At 63.2% G+C, this 17,962-nt stretch carries 15 protein-coding genes; 7 read left to right on the top strand and 8 right to left on the bottom strand.

Going from position 1 to position 17,962, the window contains the following annotated elements:
* Positions 1-14: 14 nt before the first annotated feature.
* The 8 genes from NKI97_RS16120 to NKI97_RS16085 form a co-directional block, all read right to left on the bottom strand.
* Positions 15-1,448 (bottom strand): DUF5691 domain-containing protein, encoded by a 1,434-nt coding sequence (locus NKI97_RS16120; RefSeq protein ID WP_352835277.1) that lies wholly within the window; start codon positions 1,446-1,448, stop codon positions 15-17.
* Positions 1,445-2,845, bottom strand: coding sequence for an SWIM zinc finger family protein (locus NKI97_RS16115; protein ID WP_352452406.1), 1,401 nt, complete (start codon positions 2,843-2,845; stop codon positions 1,445-1,447). Before NKI97_RS16115 ends, NKI97_RS16120 begins: the two co-directional genes overlap by 4 nt.
* Positions 2,846-3,038: 193 nt before the next feature.
* Complete coding sequence (locus tag NKI97_RS16110) at positions 3,039-4,319, bottom strand: amylo-alpha-1,6-glucosidase (protein ID WP_352835274.1); 1,281 nt, start codon at positions 4,317-4,319, stop codon at positions 3,039-3,041.
* 32 nt (positions 4,320-4,351) lie between these two features.
* Positions 4,352-5,392 (bottom strand): ABC transporter ATP-binding protein, encoded by a 1,041-nt coding sequence (locus NKI97_RS16105; RefSeq protein WP_352452408.1) that lies wholly within the window; start codon positions 5,390-5,392, stop codon positions 4,352-4,354.
* 21 nt (positions 5,393-5,413) lie between these two features.
* Positions 5,414-6,256, bottom strand: coding sequence for a carbohydrate ABC transporter permease (locus NKI97_RS16100; RefSeq protein ID WP_352452409.1), 843 nt, complete (start codon positions 6,254-6,256; stop codon positions 5,414-5,416).
* Positions 6,253-7,098: a carbohydrate ABC transporter permease gene (locus tag NKI97_RS16095; protein WP_352452410.1), complete on the bottom strand. Its 846-nt coding sequence runs from the start codon at positions 7,096-7,098 to the stop codon at positions 6,253-6,255. The genes NKI97_RS16100 and NKI97_RS16095 overlap by 4 nt, the downstream gene beginning before the upstream one ends.
* A 75-nt stretch (positions 7,099-7,173) precedes the next feature.
* The gene (locus NKI97_RS16090) at positions 7,174-8,442 is read right to left on the bottom strand and encodes an ABC transporter substrate-binding protein (RefSeq protein ID WP_352452411.1); all 1,269 of its coding nucleotides are present in this window, start codon (positions 8,440-8,442) and stop codon (positions 7,174-7,176) included.
* 35 nt (positions 8,443-8,477) lie between these two features.
* Positions 8,478-9,521, bottom strand: a complete 1,044-nt coding sequence (locus NKI97_RS16085) for a LacI family DNA-binding transcriptional regulator (protein WP_352452412.1) — start codon at positions 9,519-9,521, stop codon at positions 8,478-8,480.
* A gap of 227 nt (positions 9,522-9,748) precedes the next feature.
* Between NKI97_RS16085 and NKI97_RS16080 the strand changes: the two genes are divergently transcribed.
* The 7 genes from NKI97_RS16080 to NKI97_RS16050 all read left to right on the top strand — a co-directional run bounded on the left by NKI97_RS16080 (position 9,749) and on the right by NKI97_RS16050 (position 17,962).
* Positions 9,749-10,723, top strand: a complete 975-nt coding sequence (locus NKI97_RS16080; protein WP_023676028.1) for a sugar-binding transcriptional regulator — start codon at positions 9,749-9,751, stop codon at positions 10,721-10,723.
* 44 nt (positions 10,724-10,767) lie between these two features.
* Entirely contained in the window at positions 10,768-12,213 is a 1,446-nt protein-coding gene (locus NKI97_RS16075; RefSeq protein ID WP_352452413.1) for an ABC transporter substrate-binding protein, read from the top strand.
* Between the two features lie 152 nt (positions 12,214-12,365).
* On the top strand, positions 12,366-13,289 hold the full coding sequence (locus tag NKI97_RS16070) for a carbohydrate ABC transporter permease (RefSeq protein ID WP_352452414.1): 924 nt from the start codon (positions 12,366-12,368) through the stop codon (positions 13,287-13,289).
* Positions 13,290-13,298: 9 nt separating this feature from the next.
* Positions 13,299-14,156 (top strand): carbohydrate ABC transporter permease, encoded by an 858-nt coding sequence (locus NKI97_RS16065; RefSeq protein WP_023676025.1) that lies wholly within the window; start codon positions 13,299-13,301, stop codon positions 14,154-14,156.
* Between the two features lie 4 nt (positions 14,157-14,160).
* Positions 14,161-15,279 (top strand): ABC transporter ATP-binding protein, encoded by a 1,119-nt coding sequence (locus tag NKI97_RS16060; RefSeq protein ID WP_352835270.1) that lies wholly within the window; start codon positions 14,161-14,163, stop codon positions 15,277-15,279.
* Positions 15,276-16,400, top strand: coding sequence for an ABC transporter ATP-binding protein (locus tag NKI97_RS16055; RefSeq protein WP_352835267.1), 1,125 nt, complete (start codon positions 15,276-15,278; stop codon positions 16,398-16,400). Before NKI97_RS16060 ends, NKI97_RS16055 begins: the two co-directional genes overlap by 4 nt.
* Positions 16,400-17,962: an FGGY-family carbohydrate kinase gene (locus NKI97_RS16050; RefSeq protein WP_352835264.1), complete on the top strand. Its 1,563-nt coding sequence runs from the start codon at positions 16,400-16,402 to the stop codon at positions 17,960-17,962. Before NKI97_RS16055 ends, NKI97_RS16050 begins: the two co-directional genes overlap by 1 nt.

The following is a 17,962-nucleotide window of genomic DNA, read 5'->3' as shown; positions in this document are numbered from 1 at the left end:
GTTCTCCGGATTGGTCATGTGTTGCTTCCAGGCCCCGCCAGTGATGCGTTGAGACGTAGAAGCCCGAGTGAAGGAGCCGCGGGCGGCACGCCCGCCGCGACCATGTCGTCGATCAATTTCGCTGCCGTGGTCGCGGTGGCAAGGAAGCCGATCGTCTCCAGTACATCGTCGAGACCCCGCCGCGCGGCGTCGTCTTTTCCGCCGGCGGCGGAACGCAGTGCGGCGAGCGCCTGTCCATTCGTCAGGTCGTCCCATTCCAGCCAGTCGACATCGATGCCTTCCGCCAGGTTGATCATGCCAAGATAAGTTGTCTCCTTGAGGATCAGCCTGATGAGGACACGCTTTCTGCGGTTGTCCAGGCGCGGCATGAGGTGAAGCACGAACAGCGCCGGTTTGCCGCCTTCGGCGATAAGCGTATCCGCCATCTGCGTAAGGGCGGCTTCGCTCCCTGAGGCGGCGACCATTCGTGCGATCAGGATGTCGGCTTTATTGTCGGCACCGAATTGCCAGCCTCCTATGAATTCGGCTTCCGTAGTGTTGAACCGTTCGGTAAGGTCGACGAGGTTGCATATCTCGAACAGTTCGGCGCGGCGTTGCTCCTGCGCTTGGGATTTTAGTTTTGCTGGAGTGTAGATCGTCCGGCGGCGGATGAAGCCGGATCTGCCTTCAGTGATAAAGGCGGCGAGTTCGGCTACGGGATCGTCCGGTCCACCGTCGCTCGGGCGAACGTGCTCTCCTAATCTTGCCAGCAGCCGGCCAGCCAGTTCGCGCACCTTGCCGGACCTGTCGGCGGAAAGGCTTTTCAGGAAAGGCACGTCCTCGGCACTCAGGCCGAAGCGCATAAGCTCGACCAGCACAAGCCTGACTTCCGCCGGTTCGCCCGAGGCCTTGGCTTCGATCAACATTCGAGCCGATGTCGGGTCGGTACGGCGCATATCGGCAAGGGCCAAGCGTCGCGCGGCGGGATAGAACTCATCCCAGTTTTCCGCAGTCAGTTTCTCTTGTGGGGCAAGCCTTTCCCCGTTCATGCTTGCTTGCCAGTCTATCCATGGTGCGTAGACGTCCGGGCTGTTCTGATCCGAGGGCGTCCAGTCCATGGGATGGAGCACAAAGCCGCGGCTGGCGACGAGCGCCGCCACGCGTGCCTTTCGCCTCGCGTCGGCGGCGTGCTTCAGAGCGGCTCTCAACAACGGCCGAAATCGTGGCGGCAGAACGGGCAGGGCAAGTCTGGGCAGCAGCGGACGACGCTTGAGTGTCGTCGGCGCGGCCGGCCGCAGCGCGACGTCGAGCGCTTGTGCTGCGATTGCCAGGAGCCGGCGCTCCTGTTCGTCGGGACTTGCACCGCCGGCGATTGCTTTCCATCCGGCCGGAGCCAGATCGAATGTAGCACCGCCGGTGATCCAGCAATCGCGCATTGCCGCCAGGCCTGTTTGCTCGCTTTCGTTCACGCCAGATCAAGCCTCCCGAACTCACTTTGCGCCGCCAGAAGCTCAAGCCGCGCGCCGTTCCAGAGCGCTGCCGTGGCCGCAAGGCCGAGGCCGAGCAAGGTTTGATCTACCGCGCCGGCGATCGGCAATGCGATCCCCTGCGGTTCATCCTCCGCCTGCCACCATGCCGTGCCCCGATCGTCGAGCAGGATAGCGCCGGGCGGCAGCATGAGGGGACAATCAGCGATCCAGGGCGCGGCGTCCTGATGGGAAGCATGCGTGGCGAGCGGATCCTTCGCGGTGCCAAAAGCAAAATCGGGCCACGCGCCGGGCGCAACCTCCCCCATGCGCTCCACCACGAGGGCGCGGAGCGGCATGCGTGATGGATAAAACACCAGTCGGGCATTGAAACGGTCGCCTGGTGCAAAAGCGTTAGACCGGCGCCCGGCCGAAGCCGGGAAAAAGTCGAGCAGCACGGCAAATTGCGGGGTGGCGCTTTTCAAATCGAGCAGCCACGTCGAATGGCTGACCAGACCATCGCGGCGGCTCTCGATCTTCTCGCCGAGAACTTCCCAGAGGCTTTCAACCTGTCTTGCATCCGGACTGCTGAGAACCTGTTCGCGGGGTTCAGACGTTGATACGAGGCGCTTCAGCTCGGGGTCGTCGGGCTCCGACCGCCACGCCTTGGCCAGCAGCACGAGCTTGCCGAGTTCACGGATTGCGGCATCAGACCGTTCCTCGCTGCGCAGCGCCATCAGCCGCGACGGAATCTCGTCGATACGGCCGGCGAGCGCGGCTGCCTTCATATCGACTAGCCGCGCAGCAATCCGCCGGCAACGGTCGCTGCTGGCGTCGACAAACCCGGACAGACCGAGCCGTAACTGGTCGGCTATCCACTGATCAAGCTCATCGAGCCCAGCCGACACTGCTTCTCGTGTGCTTTCCGCCCGCTTGCGCTGCGCCGCCTCGCGACGCTCCAGCGCCGCGATGTCTTCAACGGCGGTGCTCTCGTCGGCTCGTGCGGCTTCGCCAATGCGCTTGGCTTCCGCGCCGGGTACTGGTTGCGCCGGCTGTGGCGTTGTCTTCCTGCGTCGGCCAAGCCAGTCATTCACCCATTCCGGCGTGGTATTGGCAGCGGCAAAACTGGCTGGCGCGGTGGCGGCAATCCACATCAAGGCCAGCGTGTGCTTGCATGGGAATTTGCGCGAGGGGCAGGTGCATTTGTAGCCGTGATCACCCGTGTCGACCACCACTCGATAAGGATTGGAGCCGGAGCCCTGGCATTCGCCCCAGATGAGCGCCTGCTGCTCATGCTTTTCGAGCCGCGGCCAGTTCGTTCGTTTGGTGAGGTTGGAGGCGGCGCTCAGCGACGCCTGATCGGGAGCAAGCGCCTCAATGGTTTTCAGATCGAATTCCAAGCCGCGCTTCTCCCCGCCCCGACGCAGTATAGATAGCGGTTTGTGAAGAATTATTATAGCTCTGGCATGGTGAAGATTGGCATGCCTTGGCCCTGTTTTGATGCGACCAGGACGTGCCTCAGACGCAAATAGTATCGACTGTTATTCGGCGGACAGAACGGGCTTTGGTAGCCGGCGGCCTAGGCGGAAGCGTTCAGGCTCTGCCCTTCAGGAACTCGATCACCATTGCCGCGGTCCAGGTGAAGCGATTGCCGCCGAGCGGCTCGCCGTTGAGGGGATCGTAATATTCGGCAAAACCGCTCTCGGCGATCAGCTCGAGACTGGATTGCGTGATGCGCTGTGCGATTTGGCTGCGGCCGGCGACGGCAAGGCCGTCGGCGATCATGTAGTTGACCACCAGCCAGACCGGGCCGCGCCAGTAGCGCTTTGGGTCGAAGCGCCCATCCTCAGGATCGTGCGACGGGACGATGTAACGCGTTTTGCCGGCGATGCGCTCGATCGTTGCAGCGATGGTCGCTGCCCGGCTTTCCGGGATGGCCGAAAATACCGACAGAATGCCGCCGACCGACGCGCTGTCAACATGCTTTCCGGCCACTCGGTCGAAACAAATGTACTGGCCATGCGCGTCGCTCCACAGCCGTTCCATTGCCGAAAGCCCCTTTTCGGCACGGACGCGATTGGCTTCTGCGATTTCGGTTTCGCCAAGTGCCTCGGCGAGATCGGCAAGGTCGGCGGCGGAACGGATCAGGATGGCGTTGAAGCCGGGATCGACGACCTGGAATGGCGAGGCATCGTGCAGCCGGGCATTATCCCAGCCAAGCCCGCGGAAATGCTGCAACAGCCAGACATAGCGGTCATACTGTGCCTTGGTTGGACGATGCGCCGGATCGGCGTGCAGGATGTCGCGGCGGGTGTAGGGCTCGACGCCTTCGGTCGGCACGCGCTCGAACGCCTCGTCCCAATCGATCGAGTTGTCGCGGCCGGACTCCCATGGGTGGATTATGGCGACCAGCCCTTCGCCGTCCGGGTCGCGATTTTCGTAGAACCAGCGGTGCCAGGCATCGATTTTCGGCAACAGCGCGCGGGCGCGCTCGGCCGCCAGGGTCTTGTCCTTGGCCTGGTCGAACAAGCGGCGCACGGCAAAACCGGCGACCGCCGGCTGGGTGATGCCGGAGGTGGCAGTCGGGCGGTTGGTTCGCCAGACCTCCGGCCCGGGGAAATAGCCGTCGCTCCAGACATGGAAGACGATGTGCGGCACCATGCCGTCTGGCCATTGGTGGGCGAACAGCGTGTCGATCTCGGTCCAGGCGCGCGCCTCGTCATAGTGGGCAAGGCCGAGCGCGGTCAGGCAGGAATCCCAGTTCCACTGAAACGGGTAGAGCCCCTTGGTCGGTATGGTATAGGTGCCTTGGTCATTTTCCCTGAGCACCTCGACGGCGCGGGCGATGGTTTCGTCGACAGCAAGAGATATCATCGGAGCGTTCGTACTTTCAGAATCGAAGGGGATCAAAGGGCGTTGGTGGTTTCGGGATCGAACCAGCGGACGCGATCGGGTTTGGGCGAAAGCCGCAAGTGATCGCCGACGGCGACCGTGGCATTCGATTCGAGGATGGCGCGGAACAGGCCGCCCTCGACGTCGCAGCTGACCAGCGTGTGCGGTCCGAGCGGCTCGACAACGCGCACGGTGGCGTTAATACCTTCGTTGCCGGCGTCCACATCCTCGGGGCGAATGGCGAATTCTATCGTCTGCTTGTCCGATTTGGGGCCGGGCAGCGTCAGCCCGGCGACGGTCCAACTGCCGTCGGCCGTCTTCGTCGCCGGGATGAAATTCATCGGCGGGTTGCCGATGAAGGAGCCGACGAAGCGGGCCGCCGGATTGCGGTAGACCTCTACCGGCGAGGCGGCCTGGACGATACGGCCCTGATGCATGACGGCGATGCGGTCGGCGAGGCTCATCGCCTCGACCTGGTCGTGGGTAACGTAGATGGTGGTGGTCTTGGACGCCGCGAGCACACCTTTGAGCTCGGCGCGCATTTCGAGCCGCAGCAGCGCGTCTAGGTTGGACAGCGGCTCGTCCATCAAGATCACGTCAGGCTCCATCGCCAGGGCCCGGGCCACAGCCACGCGTTGGCGCTGACCGCCGGAAAGCTGGCCCGAATAGCGCTTCAAAAGCTGTTCGATGTGCATGAGCTCGGCGGTGCGGTTGACGCGCCCGTCGACCTCCTGCTGCGGCAGCTTCTTCATGCGCAGGCCGAAGGCGATATTCTCGAATACCGTCAGGTGCGGAAACACGGCGTAATTCTGGAACACCATAGCGATGCCGCGTTCGCGCGGCGGCAGATGGTCGACGCGACGGCCGCCGATCCAGACCTCGCCCTGGCTTGGCGTTTCCAGCCCGGCGATGATCCTCAGCAGCGTGGTCTTGCCGCAACCCGAGGCGCCAAGCAGCACCATGAATTCCTGGTCGGCGATGGTCAGGTCGATCGAATGCAGCGCGGTGAAGCCGCCGAAGCGTTTTGCCACCTGCTTGATGACGATCTCAGCCATCGGCGTTCTCTTTTGTGCGCGTCATCGGTTGGCGATCCCCCACATGGCGAACAGATATTTGCGAACGGCGAAGATGAAGATCAGCGCCGGAATGACCAGTGCCGCGCCACCGGCAAATTTGAGGTAGAGCGGCGATTCGCCGAGGCTCTGCAACAGGAAGGCGGTCAGCGTCCGGTTCTCTATGGTGAGCACTGCGGCAGCAAACACCTCGTTCCAGGAGATGGTGAAGGCAAACACCGCCGACGCCGCGATGCCCGGCAGCGCCAGCGGCAGAATGACTTTTCGGAATGCCTGCAATCTCGTGCAGCCGAGCGTCCAGGCCGCCTCCTCCAGCTCGACGGGAATGCCGGAGAACAGCGAGAAGGTGATCAGCACCGCAAACGGCAGCGCCAGCGTGGTGTGGACCAGCGCCAGCCCGATCGCGGTGTCGTCGAGGCCGGTGCGGATGAACATCACCGCCAGCGGCAGCGCCAGCAGCGGCAGCGGGAAGGCGCGGGTCATCAGCACAACGAAACGGAACGTTTCCTTGCCCGGGAATTCGAAGCGCGACAGCGCGTAGCCCGCGGGTGCGCCGAAGCCGATCGAGAGGAGCATCGTCAGCGTGGCGACGAGAACGGAGTTCCACAGCGCCTTGGCGACGCCGGCGAATTTGATGAAGAAAGAAAGGCTGCCGAAATCGAATGACGGGAAGAAGCGCTTGGGAAAGGCGGTCACCTCTTCCGGCGACGACAGCGCGTTGACGATCAACAGATAGATCGGCAGCAGCACCCAGACGCAAAGCAGGATGACCGTTGCGACCAGCAACCAATTGCCGGCTTTGCGGGCCTCAGGCGCGGCGATCGAGAGCTCCGCGACAGTGCTCATATGCGAGTCTCCTTCGGCACACGCAGCACCCGCAGGAAGAACAGCGTGAAGCCGATCGAGATGGCGAGGATGAACAGCGCCATGGCGGCGGCGACATTGTGGTCCTGCAGCGTGAACTGCCAATTGTAGGTCTCGCCCATCAGCACCGGCAGATTGGTGCCGCCGAGTGCTGCAACCACGGCAAAGACCTCAAAGGCAAGGATGACGCGCAGAATGATCGCCGTCTGCAGGCTTGGGCGCAGCAGAGGCAGCGTGATCTTGATGAAGCGCTTCCACGGGCTAGCGCCAAAAACCTCCGCCGCCTCGTAGTATTCCCGGGGGATCAGCCCCATGCCGGCGACCAGAATGACCATCATGATGGCGGTCGCGCGCCAGATCTCGGCCAGCGCCACGGCGATGAAGATCGTCAGCTTGCTCTGGTAGCCGAGGAACATGACCGGCCTGTCGATGACGCCGAGATTGGAGAGCAAGGTGTTCAGGAAGCCGGACTGGTCGAAGATGGCGAGCCAGATCAGCCCGGCGGCGAGATCGGAGATGCCGAGCGGAATAGCGAAGATGTAAAGCGCAGCGCTGCGCCCGGTTTCAAGCCGCGACACCACCGTTGCCATCAGCAGCGCCATCACCAGTTGGATCGGCACGACGATGGCGCTCAGCAGCAGCGTATTGCGGACAGTGACCGGAAACTTCCAGCTGCCCGCCATGGTGCGGAAATTGTCGAGCGTAAAGCCGCCGTCGCGGGTGAACGCCTCGAAGGCGACCAACACGAACGGGTAGAGGAAAAAGACACAGAGGAACAGCGTCGCCGGCGTCAGCAGCAGATAGGGCAGGGCCTTGCTGTGCATGGAGCGCTCTCTATTCGAAGCTTCAAAAGGGGTGGGCGCCCGGCGCGCTGGAAATCCGGACGCCCGGGAGGATTCTTAATCGACCGGGCAGGCGCCTTGCGAGGGCTTGTCGGGCGCCCAGCATGGCGCCTTCGCCTGGTCGATGATCGCCTTCAGCGCCGTCGCCTGTTCGTCGAGCACGCCGTGGACATCCTCGCCGCCGAGCACGATGCGCTCGAAGCTGTCGGTGTAGATCTGATTGAACTTGCCGCCGACGCCGCCAAGTCCCATCGGCAGCAGCGCCGGCAACGCATCGGGAGCTCCGGTCATGGTGGCGATCACTGGGCTGAAGGCCTTCACCGAAGCCGGCATGTCGTCGGGCAGCTTGACGTCGACGATGGGGAAGAAGTTTGTCGCCTTCAGCGTCGCGATCTGGGTTTCCGGTTTCAGCATATAGGCGACCAGCGCCTTGGCCTTGTCCATGTCAGGCGAGGTCTTCGGGATAGCGACACCGGCCACCACCGGCATGTAGCCGCGGCCTGCCGGGCCAGCCGGCGCCGGGAAGGCGACAAACTCGTCGGGTTTCTGGTTGAAGGCGTCGGCGAGGCGCGCCACGTGATCGAATGCCACCCAGACTTCGCTGGTCAGCAGCGGCTCCTGCATGAAGGCATAGTTGGTCGAATTCGGGTTGGTGTATTGCCACAATTCCTTGAACTTATTCCACGCCGTCTCGGCCTCCGCCGAGCGGAACTTCGTCACCATCGAGCCGGTATACGATGGAAGGAGAAAACCCTCGAAGAAACGGTGCTTCAGCCCTTTCGGGCCGGCCGGAAAACCGAATTTGGGCGAGCCGGTCTTTTCAGCGATGTTTTTCGCCCACTCGATCAGTTGGTCATAAGTGATGGTGTTGAGATCGGTGCCGGCCGGCAGATATTGCAGCGCCTGTTTGTTGGCCGCCATCAGGAAGGTGGCCTGCATCCATGGCAGGTACTTCTGCTCGCCGGTGCCGAGCATGCCGAGCTTCTTGTAGGTCTCGTTGACCTTGACGCCACCGAGATCGACGCCGGAGAGATCGACAAGGTTCGCGCCGACGGTGGAGAAGTCTCCGTGCAGGCCGCCGAGCACGCCTATGGTGCCGGAGCCGGCCTGCAGTTCGGCCTGAAGGCGGGTGAGCCAGGGCCCGTCCTCGGCGACCTGATAGTCGACCTGGCCGTCAAACCCCTTCAGCACTTCGCTGCGCATCTTCTGTGTCTCTTCCACTGGTCGCGCCTGTGTCGACCAGAACAACACCTGCTGGGCTTGTGCTGCGCCGGCAGCAAGCGACAACGCCAGCACCGCACCTGCCAATGTCCTCAACGCATTCATCGTCGTCTTCCTCCTGGTTGTGCGCCGCTAAGGCGTCAGTTCCGTCCTGTGGGTGCCGGGCCATGGCTTGCCCGCGAGACAAGTGTCGGCCGGACCAGCCGCGTCAGTGGCGCGTCCGGCCTGTCGCCGATGACGGTCAGCAGCATCTCGCCGATCTCGCGCGCGCACCGGCGGATCGAGGCGTCGAAAGTGGTCAGCCCCGGCGGCGCATAGGCGGAGGCGGCTATGTTGTCGAAGCCGATCACCGAAAGGTCGCGAGGAATGGCAAGTCCGGCGCGCCCCGCCTCTTCCATCACAGTCAGCGCCAGCTCGTCGAACAGCGCGACAATCGCCGTCGGCCGCTCGGTGGCGTGCAGAAGCCGGATGATTGCCTGGATGCGGGCACCGCGATCGAAACGCGGCGCCGTCGCCACATCGAGCCTGACGGACGGATCGCCCCGGCGGGCGATCGCGGCGGCGAGCCCGTCCTGTCTGAGATGGCGAAATGTCATCGGCTCGGAAATCGTCACCAGGCCGAAATGGCGGTGTCCGAGATCGTAGAGCATGTCGAAGGCCTCGCCGAATGCGTGCGCGCCATCGGTATCGAGCCAATGGTAGGCAAAGTCGCCGTCGAGCAGCCGGCCATGCGCGACGAACGGGAAATTGCGGTGACGCAGATAGGCAAGCCGCTCGTCGACCTCGGCGATGCGGGTGACGACGACGCCGTCGGCGCGCCCGGATTCGACGACATGGCGAAGCACGGAAAGTTCCGACTGGCCTTGCGCTGCTGCGGCCAGGATCAGGTCGGAGCCGTGCGAAACCAGCCCTTCGCCCAATCCGGTGACGAATTCGCCGAGGAAGGAATCGACCAGATTGGGACCGCGGATCGGCAGTACCATGCCGACGAAGCCGCTTCGGCCGGAGACCAGCGTGCGGGCTGCGGTGTTCGGCACGTAGCCGGCCTGGCGCGCGGCCTCGGTGACACGTTGGCGCGTTTTCAAGGCGATCTGCTCGTGGCCGGCAAGGGCGCGCGAAACGGTCGTGATCGACAGGCCGAGCTGCGCAGCAAGTTCCTTGAGGGTCGTAACGCGGGCCGGCATCGTTCCTCCCGAACGAAGTTTGAAACGTTTGTAATCACTTCAAGCGAAATTGCAAACGTTTTAAATGGCGCGCGGTCGGTGTTGTTTCTTGCCCGTTGGTTAGCGCGGCCCTATTCGACCCCGGCCGGCAAGCTCCTGGCCGGAGATTTAAACGCAGCGGTTGCTTGACTCGGGCGACGCCTTGTGAAAAATTTTGCAGCAACTGATAAAAATATCAAAGGGCGGAAATGGTTGGTTTTGGCAACGGCCTGCTGCGCGATGATGAGACCGGGATGGCCGCCCGTGCCGCCTGGCTTCACTATGCCGGCGGCCTTACCCAGTCGGAGGTCGCCAAGCGGCTCGGCCTGACCAGCCTCAAGGCGCATCGCCTCATCACCAAGGCCAATCAGGAAGGCCTGGTCAAAGTCTATATCGACGGCGAAGTCTCCGAATGCGTGGAGCTTGAGGACGAGTTGTCCGGCCGTTACGGCCTCGACTATTGCGAGGTGGTTCCGGATTTCGATGCCGAAGACCTGCCGCTCAAGGCGCTTGGCATTGCCGGCGCGCAGTTTCTCAAGCGCGAGATCGAACGCGGCGAGGAGGCGCTGATCGGCGTCGGCCACGGCCGCACGCTTGCCGCCTGCGTGGAATATCTGCCGCGCATATCGGCCGGCAGGATCCGTTTCGTCTCGCTGCTTGGCGGCCTGACGCGCAAGTTCTCGGCCAATCCGCATGACGTCATCCACCGCGTCGCCGAGCGGACTGGTGCGGAGGCCTATGTGATGCCCGTACCGATGTTCGCCAACACGGTCGAGGATCGAACAGTGTTGCTCGGGCAGAAAGGCGTCAGCGATGTCTTCGACCTCGCCAAGTCCGCCGACTTGCTCATCGCCGGCATCGGCACCGCCGAACGTGAGGCCTCGCTTGTTGCCACCGGTATGATCGAGAAGGGCGAGATGGAGGAGATCCGCCGCAACGGCGGTGTCGGCGAACTGCTCGGCCATTTCTTCGACGATGCCGGAAAGGCCGTTGCGACGACGCTTTCCGACCGGGCGCTGGCACTGGCGCGCGAAGACATCAGCAACCGCAGGATTGTCGCCGTCGCCGGCGGCAAGGTGAAGGTTCGCGCCATCAAGTCAGTGCTGGAGGGCCGGTATCTCAAAGGCTTGATAACCGACGAGCGGACGGCGCGATCGCTCGTGGAACAGACGCCGGTCGGGTAGCCGGCAACCATTTCGTTGAAACTACCCTGTGGAGGAGAAGAGAAATGCATGAGAAAGAGAAAGACCTCATCGACGCATTCCTGCGTGGACAAGTCGACCGCCGTGGGCTGATCAAGGGCCTCGGTGCAATGGGCCTTGCCGCCAGCACCGCCGGCACACTGCTCAATTTCGGGCAGACCCGCGCCCTGGCGGCTGATTTCGACTGGCAGGCGCATAAGGGCAAAACCATCAAGCTGTTGCTCAACAAGCATCCTTACGCCGATGCGATGATCGCCAACCTCGACAATTTCAAGAAGCTGACCGGCATGGAAGTCGTCTATGACGTGTTCCCCGAAGACGTCTATTTCGACAAGGTTACCGCCGCGCTGTCGGCCAGCTCGCCCGAATACGATGCCTTCATGACCGGCGCCTACATGACCTGGACCTACGGTCCGGCCGGCTGGATCACCGACCTCAACGAATGGATCAAGGATCCGGCCAAGACCAACCCGAAATATGCCTGGGACGACTTCCTGCCCGGCGTCAGAAAGTCCTGCGCCTGGAACGGCCAGCCGGGCGGAGTGCTCGGTTCGGAAGACGCCAAGCAGTGGTGCATTCCGTGGGGCTTCGAGCAGAACAACATCACCTACAACAAGGGCATGTTCGACAAGGTCGGCGTCAGCGTTCCCGGCAATATGGATGAGATGGTCGCTACGGCGGCGAAGCTCACCAAGGACGTCGGCGGTGGCGTCTACGGCATCGGCGTGCGCGGCTCGCGCTCCTGGGCAACGATCCACCCGGGCTTCCTGTCGGCCTACGCCAATTTCGACCAGAAGGACCTGAACGTCTCGGCTGACGGCAAGCTGTCGGCCGCGATGAACACCGCCGAATCCAAGGCTTTCCACAAGCAGTGGGTCCAGATGATCCAGGAGAGCGGCCCGAAGGACTGGTCGACCTACACCTGGTACCAGGTCGGCACCGATCTCGGTGCAGGTGCTTCGGCGATGATTTACGACGCCGACATCCTTGGCTACTTCATGAATGGCGGCGACAACAAGATGGCCGGCAAGCTCGCCTTTTCGGCATTCAAGGCCAATCCTGCCGCCAAGGCGCCGACGCCCAATATCTGGATCTGGTCGCTGTCGATGTCCAACTTCTCCAAGGACAAGGACGCAACCTGGTACTTCATGCAATGGGCATCCGGACCCGAGCATGCATTGTTCGGTGCGACCAAGATGGACTTCGTCAATCCGGTTCGTCAGTCGGTCTGGAACGACGAGATGTTCCGCGAGAAGCTGAACAAGAGCTATCCGGGTTATGTCGAGATGTTCGACGTCTCGGCGCCGGGCGCCAGCATCAAGTTCACCCCGCAGCCGCTGTTCTTCGATCTCACCACCGAATGGGCGGCGACGCTGCAGAAGATGGTGGCCAAGGAAGTGCCGGTCGACGAGGGCCTCGACAAGCTGGCCGAGAGCATCAACAGCCAGCTCAAGGAAGCCGGGCTCGGCTAAGCCGCGGCCAAGGCTGACCCGTCCGCGGGCCAGCCTTTGAGATGTGATACGTTTGCGACGCGGTCCCGAAAGGTGCCGCCTGCTCGCCCGACCGGCCGCCTTGCTCCCTTGGGCGGCCGGGACGGCGAAGCAACAGGATGACGGAGCAGCCGATGACTGCGGCGACAATACAAAGAAACAGGCCGTCGGGCTTCAGGATCAGCAAGCGGGTGCTGCCCTATCTCCTCAGCCTGCCGGCTCTGCTGGTCTGCATCGGTATCCTGATCCCGTTCCTGACGTCGGTGGTCTATTCGTTCCAGCGCTACCGGTTGAGCCAGCCCTGGGCGCGGCAGTTCAACTGGGGCGACAACTATATCTCCTTCTTCACCGACCCGAAGTTCTGGAACACGCTGGAGATCTCGCTGCTCTACGCCGGCATCACCGTTGTGCTTGAACTGCTTCTCGGTCTCGGCATCGCCATGCTGCTGCAAAAGCGCTCGACGCTGAACAACTTCATCTCGATCATGCTGCTGATGCCGCTGATGACGGCGCCGGCGCTCGCCGCGCTGATGTGGAAGCTGATGACCAATCCCGGTTTCGGCGTGCTCAGCTATCTCGCCAGCCTGATCGGGTTGCAGGATTTCCGCTGGGCCTCGTCTCCGTCGACGGCGCTGCTCACCGTCGTGCTCGTCGACATTTGGGTCTACACGCCCTTCATCATGATCCTGCTGCTTGCAGGCCTGCGCAGCCTGCCGACGCAGCCCTTCGAGGCGGCAGCACTCGACGGCGTGCCACGCAGCTTCGTCTTCTTCCGCATCACACTGCCGATGCTGACCCCCTACATCCTGACGGCGACCCTGTTCCGCCTGCTTGATTCCATCCAGCAGTTCGACATCATCTACGCCATGACGCAGGGCGGTCCGGGCGACACGCTGACCGTGTTCCAGGTCGAGGCCTATCTCAATTTCTTCCAGTCGACCAATGTCGGCCGCTCGGCGGCACTGATGATCATCTTGTGGGCGATCACCTATTTCCTCTCGAACATTTTCATCAAGAACTGGCTGCGGCTGCGCGAACGCGCCCGCGGCCAGGCATAGGAGGCTGGCGTGGAACACACCTCGCTTCTCGAACGCATCCTGCGCGGCATTGCCCTGGCGCTGGTCGTGATCTTCTTCATGTTTCCGATCGTCTGGATCCTGATGATGTCGTTCCAGACCAACGAGACAATCCTGCGGATTCCGCCGCAGCTTGTCTTCGAGCCGACGCTCGCCAACTACACTGCCTTGATCACCGGCAAGCTGATGACGGCGGCCGGCACGCTCGACATCGCCTTCATGCGCAACCTCTGGAATTCCGTCTTCCTGTCGGTCACCTCGGTTGCCGTCGCGTTGCTGCTCGGCGTTCCGGCCGCCTACGCCTTTGCGCGGCACAAATTCCGCGGCTCGGAGGACATTGCCTTTACGCTGCTGTCGTTCCGGTTTGCGCCGGCGCTGCTGGTGCTCCTGCCGCTCACCCTCTATTTCCAGAAGCTCGGGCTGGCCAACACCTATATCGGGCTGATCTGGGTCTATCAGCTGATCTGCCTGCCGTTGATCCTGTGGATCGTGCGCGGCTATTTCGAGGACATTCCCGCCGACATCGAATACGCCTACCGCATTGCCGGACATTCCTGGTTTGCCACCTTCCGCAAGATCGCGCTGCCGCTCGCTGGCCCAGGCATTGCCGCTGCCGGTCTGCTCGCCTTCATCTTTGCCTGGAACAATTTCGTTTTTGCGCTGGTGCTCGCCTCGGCCGACAAGCAGCCGGTGACGGTCGGCGCGCTCGCCTTCATCACCTCCTCGGGCATCCAGTATGGCCAGATCTCGGCGGCGATCGTGCTGTCGATCACGCCAACGCTGGCGCTCGCGCTCTATGCGCAACGCTATCTCGTCGAAGGCCTGTCGCTTGGCGCGGTGAAAGGATAGTCCGATGGCAAGCCTCGAACTGCGAAACATCGTCAAGCGCTATAAAAGCCAGACTGTTCTCGACAATCTGTCGCTGACCGTCGCCGACGGCGAAACGCTGGTCCTGTTCGGGCCGTCCGGCGCCGGCAAGACCGTGCTGCTGCGGCTGGTGGCCGGCGTCATCGACCCCGACGAGGGAAAGATACTCATCGGCGGCGAGGACATGACCGATCTCGACGCCGAGTTCCGCGGCGTCGGCATGGCATTTCAGAACTTCGCGCTGTTCCCGCATATGACGGCGTTCGATAACATTGCGACGCCGTTGCAGGCGAAGCACTCATCGCACGGCACGATAAAGACCGGCGTCGAGAGCGTCGCCAAGCTGTTGAAAATCGGCCATGTGCTCAGCCACAAGCCGCGGGCGCTGTCCAATGGCCAGAAGCAACGCACCGCGCTTGCCCGCGCCCTGGTCGGCTCGCCGCCGCTGCTGCTGCTCGATGATCCCTTGCGCAATGTCGATGCCAAATTGCGCTTTGAAATGCGGCTGGAATTGCCAAGACTGCTGGCGGATCGTGGCGCGACCGTCATCTACGTCACCCAGGACTACAAGGAAGCGATGGCGCTCGGCGACCGCATCGCGGTGATGTCGCAGGGCGTCGTCAAACAGCTCGGCACGCCCGAGCAGATCTATCGCGAGCCGGCCAATGTCGAGATTGCCCGGCTGTTCGGCGACCCGACCATCAACCTTCTGGACGTCAAGCCGGCGCGGGACGCCAAGGGCATCTATGTCGGCCTGTCCAACGTCCAGGTCCATCTTGCCGGCGCTCATGAGGCGGCGGTCGGCCGCGACTGCGTGATCGGTTTGCGGCCGGAGGCGCTGGCGTTTGTCGATGAACGCACGCTCGGCGCCATCCCGGTGACGGTCGAGGCTGAGACGCCGCTCAACGAGAAGATCGTCACGCTGGTGCGCACCGTGCGCGGCCGTGAAATCCTGGTTTCGCGTCCTTCCGGGACACCGGGCCAATCCGAGGGCAAGGTCTACATCGCCGTCGACAGTAAAAGCGCCCTTTTGTTCGATCGCACAAGCGGCGAGCGCATCGGCTCGAAAAATGTCGTCAATTTGCGCAGCGGAGAAGCGGCATGAGCCCGACCGCAATCACCATTTCGGGCGTCGACAAGTTCTACGGTCCGATCGACCGTGGCGTACACGCCGTCAAGAACCTGACGATGGAAATCGCCAAGGGCGAGATCGTGGCGCTGCTCGGCTCGTCCGGCTGCGGCAAGACCTCGACATTGCGCATGATCGCAGGCTTCGAAGAGGTCTCGCGCGGCGCCATCGCGGTTGCCGGCCGCAAAGTGCACATGCTGCCGCCGGTCAAGCGCAACGTCGCGATGGCCTTCGAGGGCTATTCGCTCTATCCGCCGCTGACCGTGCGCGAAAACATGGCCTTCGCCCTCAAGGCGGCCAGGCTGGCCAAGAGTGCGGTCGATGCAAAGGTTGCCAATATCGCCAAGTTGCTTGAGATCGAGGATATTCTCGAGCGCTATCCGAGCTCGATCTCCGGTGGCCAGCAGCAGCGCGCCAGCCTCGGCCGGGCGCTGATCCGCGAGGCCGACCTGCATCTGCTGGACGAGCCGATGGGCCAGCTCGAGCCGCAGCTTCGCGCCGTGCTGCGCGGCCGCATCAAGCATTTCATCAAGGAGCGCGGCCTGACCGCGATCCTGGTCACCCACGACCAGACCGAGGCCAACGCGCTTGCCGACCGCATTGCCGTCATGGAGGGCGGCGTGCTGCAGCAGTTCGATACGCCTGACAGGCTCAAGGAGCGGCCGGCAAACCTGTTCACCGGCACCTTCGTTGGCGAGCCGCCGATGAATGTCTTCGAGGCCTATGTCGGCACGGCCGCCGGCAAGATCAGTCTCAAGCTGCCCGACGGGCTTTCGCTCGACTACGACAAGGATGCGTTCAGCGGCCCGGTTCGCGACGAATTGCTCAACCGGCAGCGCGTCGTCATCGGCGTCAGGCCCTATGCGGTCCGCCGCTCGAAGGATGGTGTGCCGGCGACGGTTTCGGCCAATCAATGGCTCGGCGACCAGACCCATATCGCCGCCGATTTCGCCGGCGGTTCGCTGGTCCTGGTCGAACATGACCGAACCCGCTTGGAGCTTGGCGCGCCGATCAAGATCAGCATCGATCCGAAAAACCTTCACGTCTTCGATCAGGCGAGCGGCAATGCCATTTCGCACGGCACGGAGCTGGCTTGATGCAGGATGTGCTGATCGGCATCGACGCCGGCACGTCTGTCATAAAATCCGTCGCCTTTGACACGGCGGGCAGGCAGATCGCGTCCGCCGCGCTGCCCAATAAATACGAGACACTGCCGGGCGGCGGCGCCGAGCAGGACCTGACACGCACCTGGGCCGATACCGCGACGACCTTGTGCGAGCTTGCCGACAAGGTGCCGGATCTCGCCAGCCGGACCATTGCCATCGCCGTGACCGGGCAGGGCGACGGTACCTGGCTGATCGACAAGGATGGCGAGCCGGTTGCCAAGGGCTGGCTGTGGCTCGACGCGCGCGCTGCCGCGGTCGTCGAGGAGATCCGCGCGCGGCCGGAGGACCGGCTGCGCTTCGAAAAGACCGGCAGCGGGCTCGCTGCCTGCCAGCAGGGATCGCAGTTCGCGTTCATGAAGCGCCACATGCCCGCGATGCTTGCCAATGCAGCGACGGCGTTCCACTGCAAGGACTGGCTCTATTTCAAGTTGACCGGCCACCGCGCCACCGACCCGTCCGAGGGCACCTTCACCTTCGGCGACTTCCGCACGCGCGGCTATTGCGATGATGTGCTCGAGGTACTCGGCGTCACCGATCTCCGGCATCTGTTGCCGCCCATCGTCGATGGCACCAGGCAAAGCACCTCGCTGTCGGCGGCAGCAGCCGATGCGACCGGCCTGCTCGCCGGCACACCGGTCGTTCTGGCCTATGTCGATGTCGCCTGCACGGCGCTCGGCGCCGGCCTGTTCGATCGCGAACGCAAGCCGGGATGCTCGATCATCGGCTCCACCGGAATGCATATGCGGCTTGCCGAAACGCCGGACGAGGTTCTGCTCAACGAGGCTGCAACCGGCTACACGATGACGATGCCGGCACCCGGCGTCTTTGCGCAGATGCAGTCGAACATGGCGGCAACGCTCAATATCGACTGGGTCCTTGGCCTCGCCTCCGGCATTCTCGCCTCGCAAGGTATTACGCGGACCAATGGCGAGATGATCGCGCTGGTCGACCAGTGGATATCGTCGTCCGAGCCAGGCTCGCTGCTCTACCAGCCCTATGTCTCGGAGGCCGGCGAGCGCGGCCCGTTCGTCGATGCCAATGCCAGGGGCGGCTTCATCGGCATTTCGTCCAGGCACGGCTATGCCGACATGGTCCGCGCGGTGTTCGAGGGGCTGGCTTTCGCGGCGCGCGATTGCTACGCCGCCATGGGGCCACTGCCCAAGGAAATCCGCCTGACCGGCGGAGCGGCCAGGAGCCCGGCTCTGCGCAAGATCCTGGGTGCTGCGGTCGGAGCCGAAATTCGCACCAGCGAGCGCGAGGAGGCCGGTGCTGCGGGCGCCGCAATGATTGCTGCGGTCTGCGTCGGCCAATACGCATCGATGGACGATTGCGTCAGCGAATGGGTCACGCCTTTGCTCCGTACGGCCGAACCCAGCGACCGGAAACTTGCCGCTGCCTATGAGGCGATGGCTCCGTCCTACACATTGGCGCATGAGGCGCTGCGGCCGGTCTGGCGCTCGATGGCCGCGTCCAGGCAAACCGACGTGAATTGA

Origin of the sequence: Mesorhizobium sp. M0296, assembly GCF_040321675.1 — a bacterium.
GTDB lineage: Bacteria > Pseudomonadota > Alphaproteobacteria > Rhizobiales > Rhizobiaceae > Mesorhizobium.
Note: the sequence above shows the minus strand (reverse complement) of the source record. Positions and strands in the feature narration are given on the sequence as shown.

Excerpts from the sequence above, each read along its gene's own strand:
- NKI97_RS16090 (WP_352452411.1), bottom strand. The coding sequence starts at position 8,442 with ATGAATGCGTTGAGGACATTGGCAGGTGCGGTGCTGGCGTTGTCGCTT.
- NKI97_RS16085 (WP_352452412.1), bottom strand. The coding sequence starts at position 9,521 with ATGCCGGCCCGCGTTACGACCCTCAAGGAACTTGCTGCGCAGCTCGGC.
- NKI97_RS16110 (WP_352835274.1), bottom strand. The coding sequence starts at position 4,319 with ATGATATCTCTTGCTGTCGACGAAACCATCGCCCGCGCCGTCGAGGTG.
- NKI97_RS16100 (WP_352452409.1), bottom strand. The coding sequence starts at position 6,256 with ATGAGCACTGTCGCGGAGCTCTCGATCGCCGCGCCTGAGGCCCGCAAA.
- NKI97_RS16105 (WP_352452408.1), bottom strand. The coding sequence starts at position 5,392 with ATGGCTGAGATCGTCATCAAGCAGGTGGCAAAACGCTTCGGCGGCTTC.
- NKI97_RS16050 (WP_352835264.1), top strand. The coding sequence starts at position 16,400 with ATGCAGGATGTGCTGATCGGCATCGACGCCGGCACGTCTGTCATAAAA.
- NKI97_RS16095 (WP_352452410.1), bottom strand. The coding sequence starts at position 7,098 with ATGCACAGCAAGGCCCTGCCCTATCTGCTGCTGACGCCGGCGACGCTG.
- NKI97_RS16060 (WP_352835270.1), top strand. The coding sequence starts at position 14,161 with ATGGCAAGCCTCGAACTGCGAAACATCGTCAAGCGCTATAAAAGCCAG.
- NKI97_RS16055 (WP_352835267.1), top strand. The coding sequence starts at position 15,276 with ATGAGCCCGACCGCAATCACCATTTCGGGCGTCGACAAGTTCTACGGT.
- NKI97_RS16075 (WP_352452413.1), top strand. The coding sequence starts at position 10,768 with ATGCATGAGAAAGAGAAAGACCTCATCGACGCATTCCTGCGTGGACAA.
- NKI97_RS16080 (WP_023676028.1), top strand. The coding sequence starts at position 9,749 with ATGGTTGGTTTTGGCAACGGCCTGCTGCGCGATGATGAGACCGGGATG.
- NKI97_RS16070 (WP_352452414.1), top strand. The coding sequence starts at position 12,366 with ATGACTGCGGCGACAATACAAAGAAACAGGCCGTCGGGCTTCAGGATC.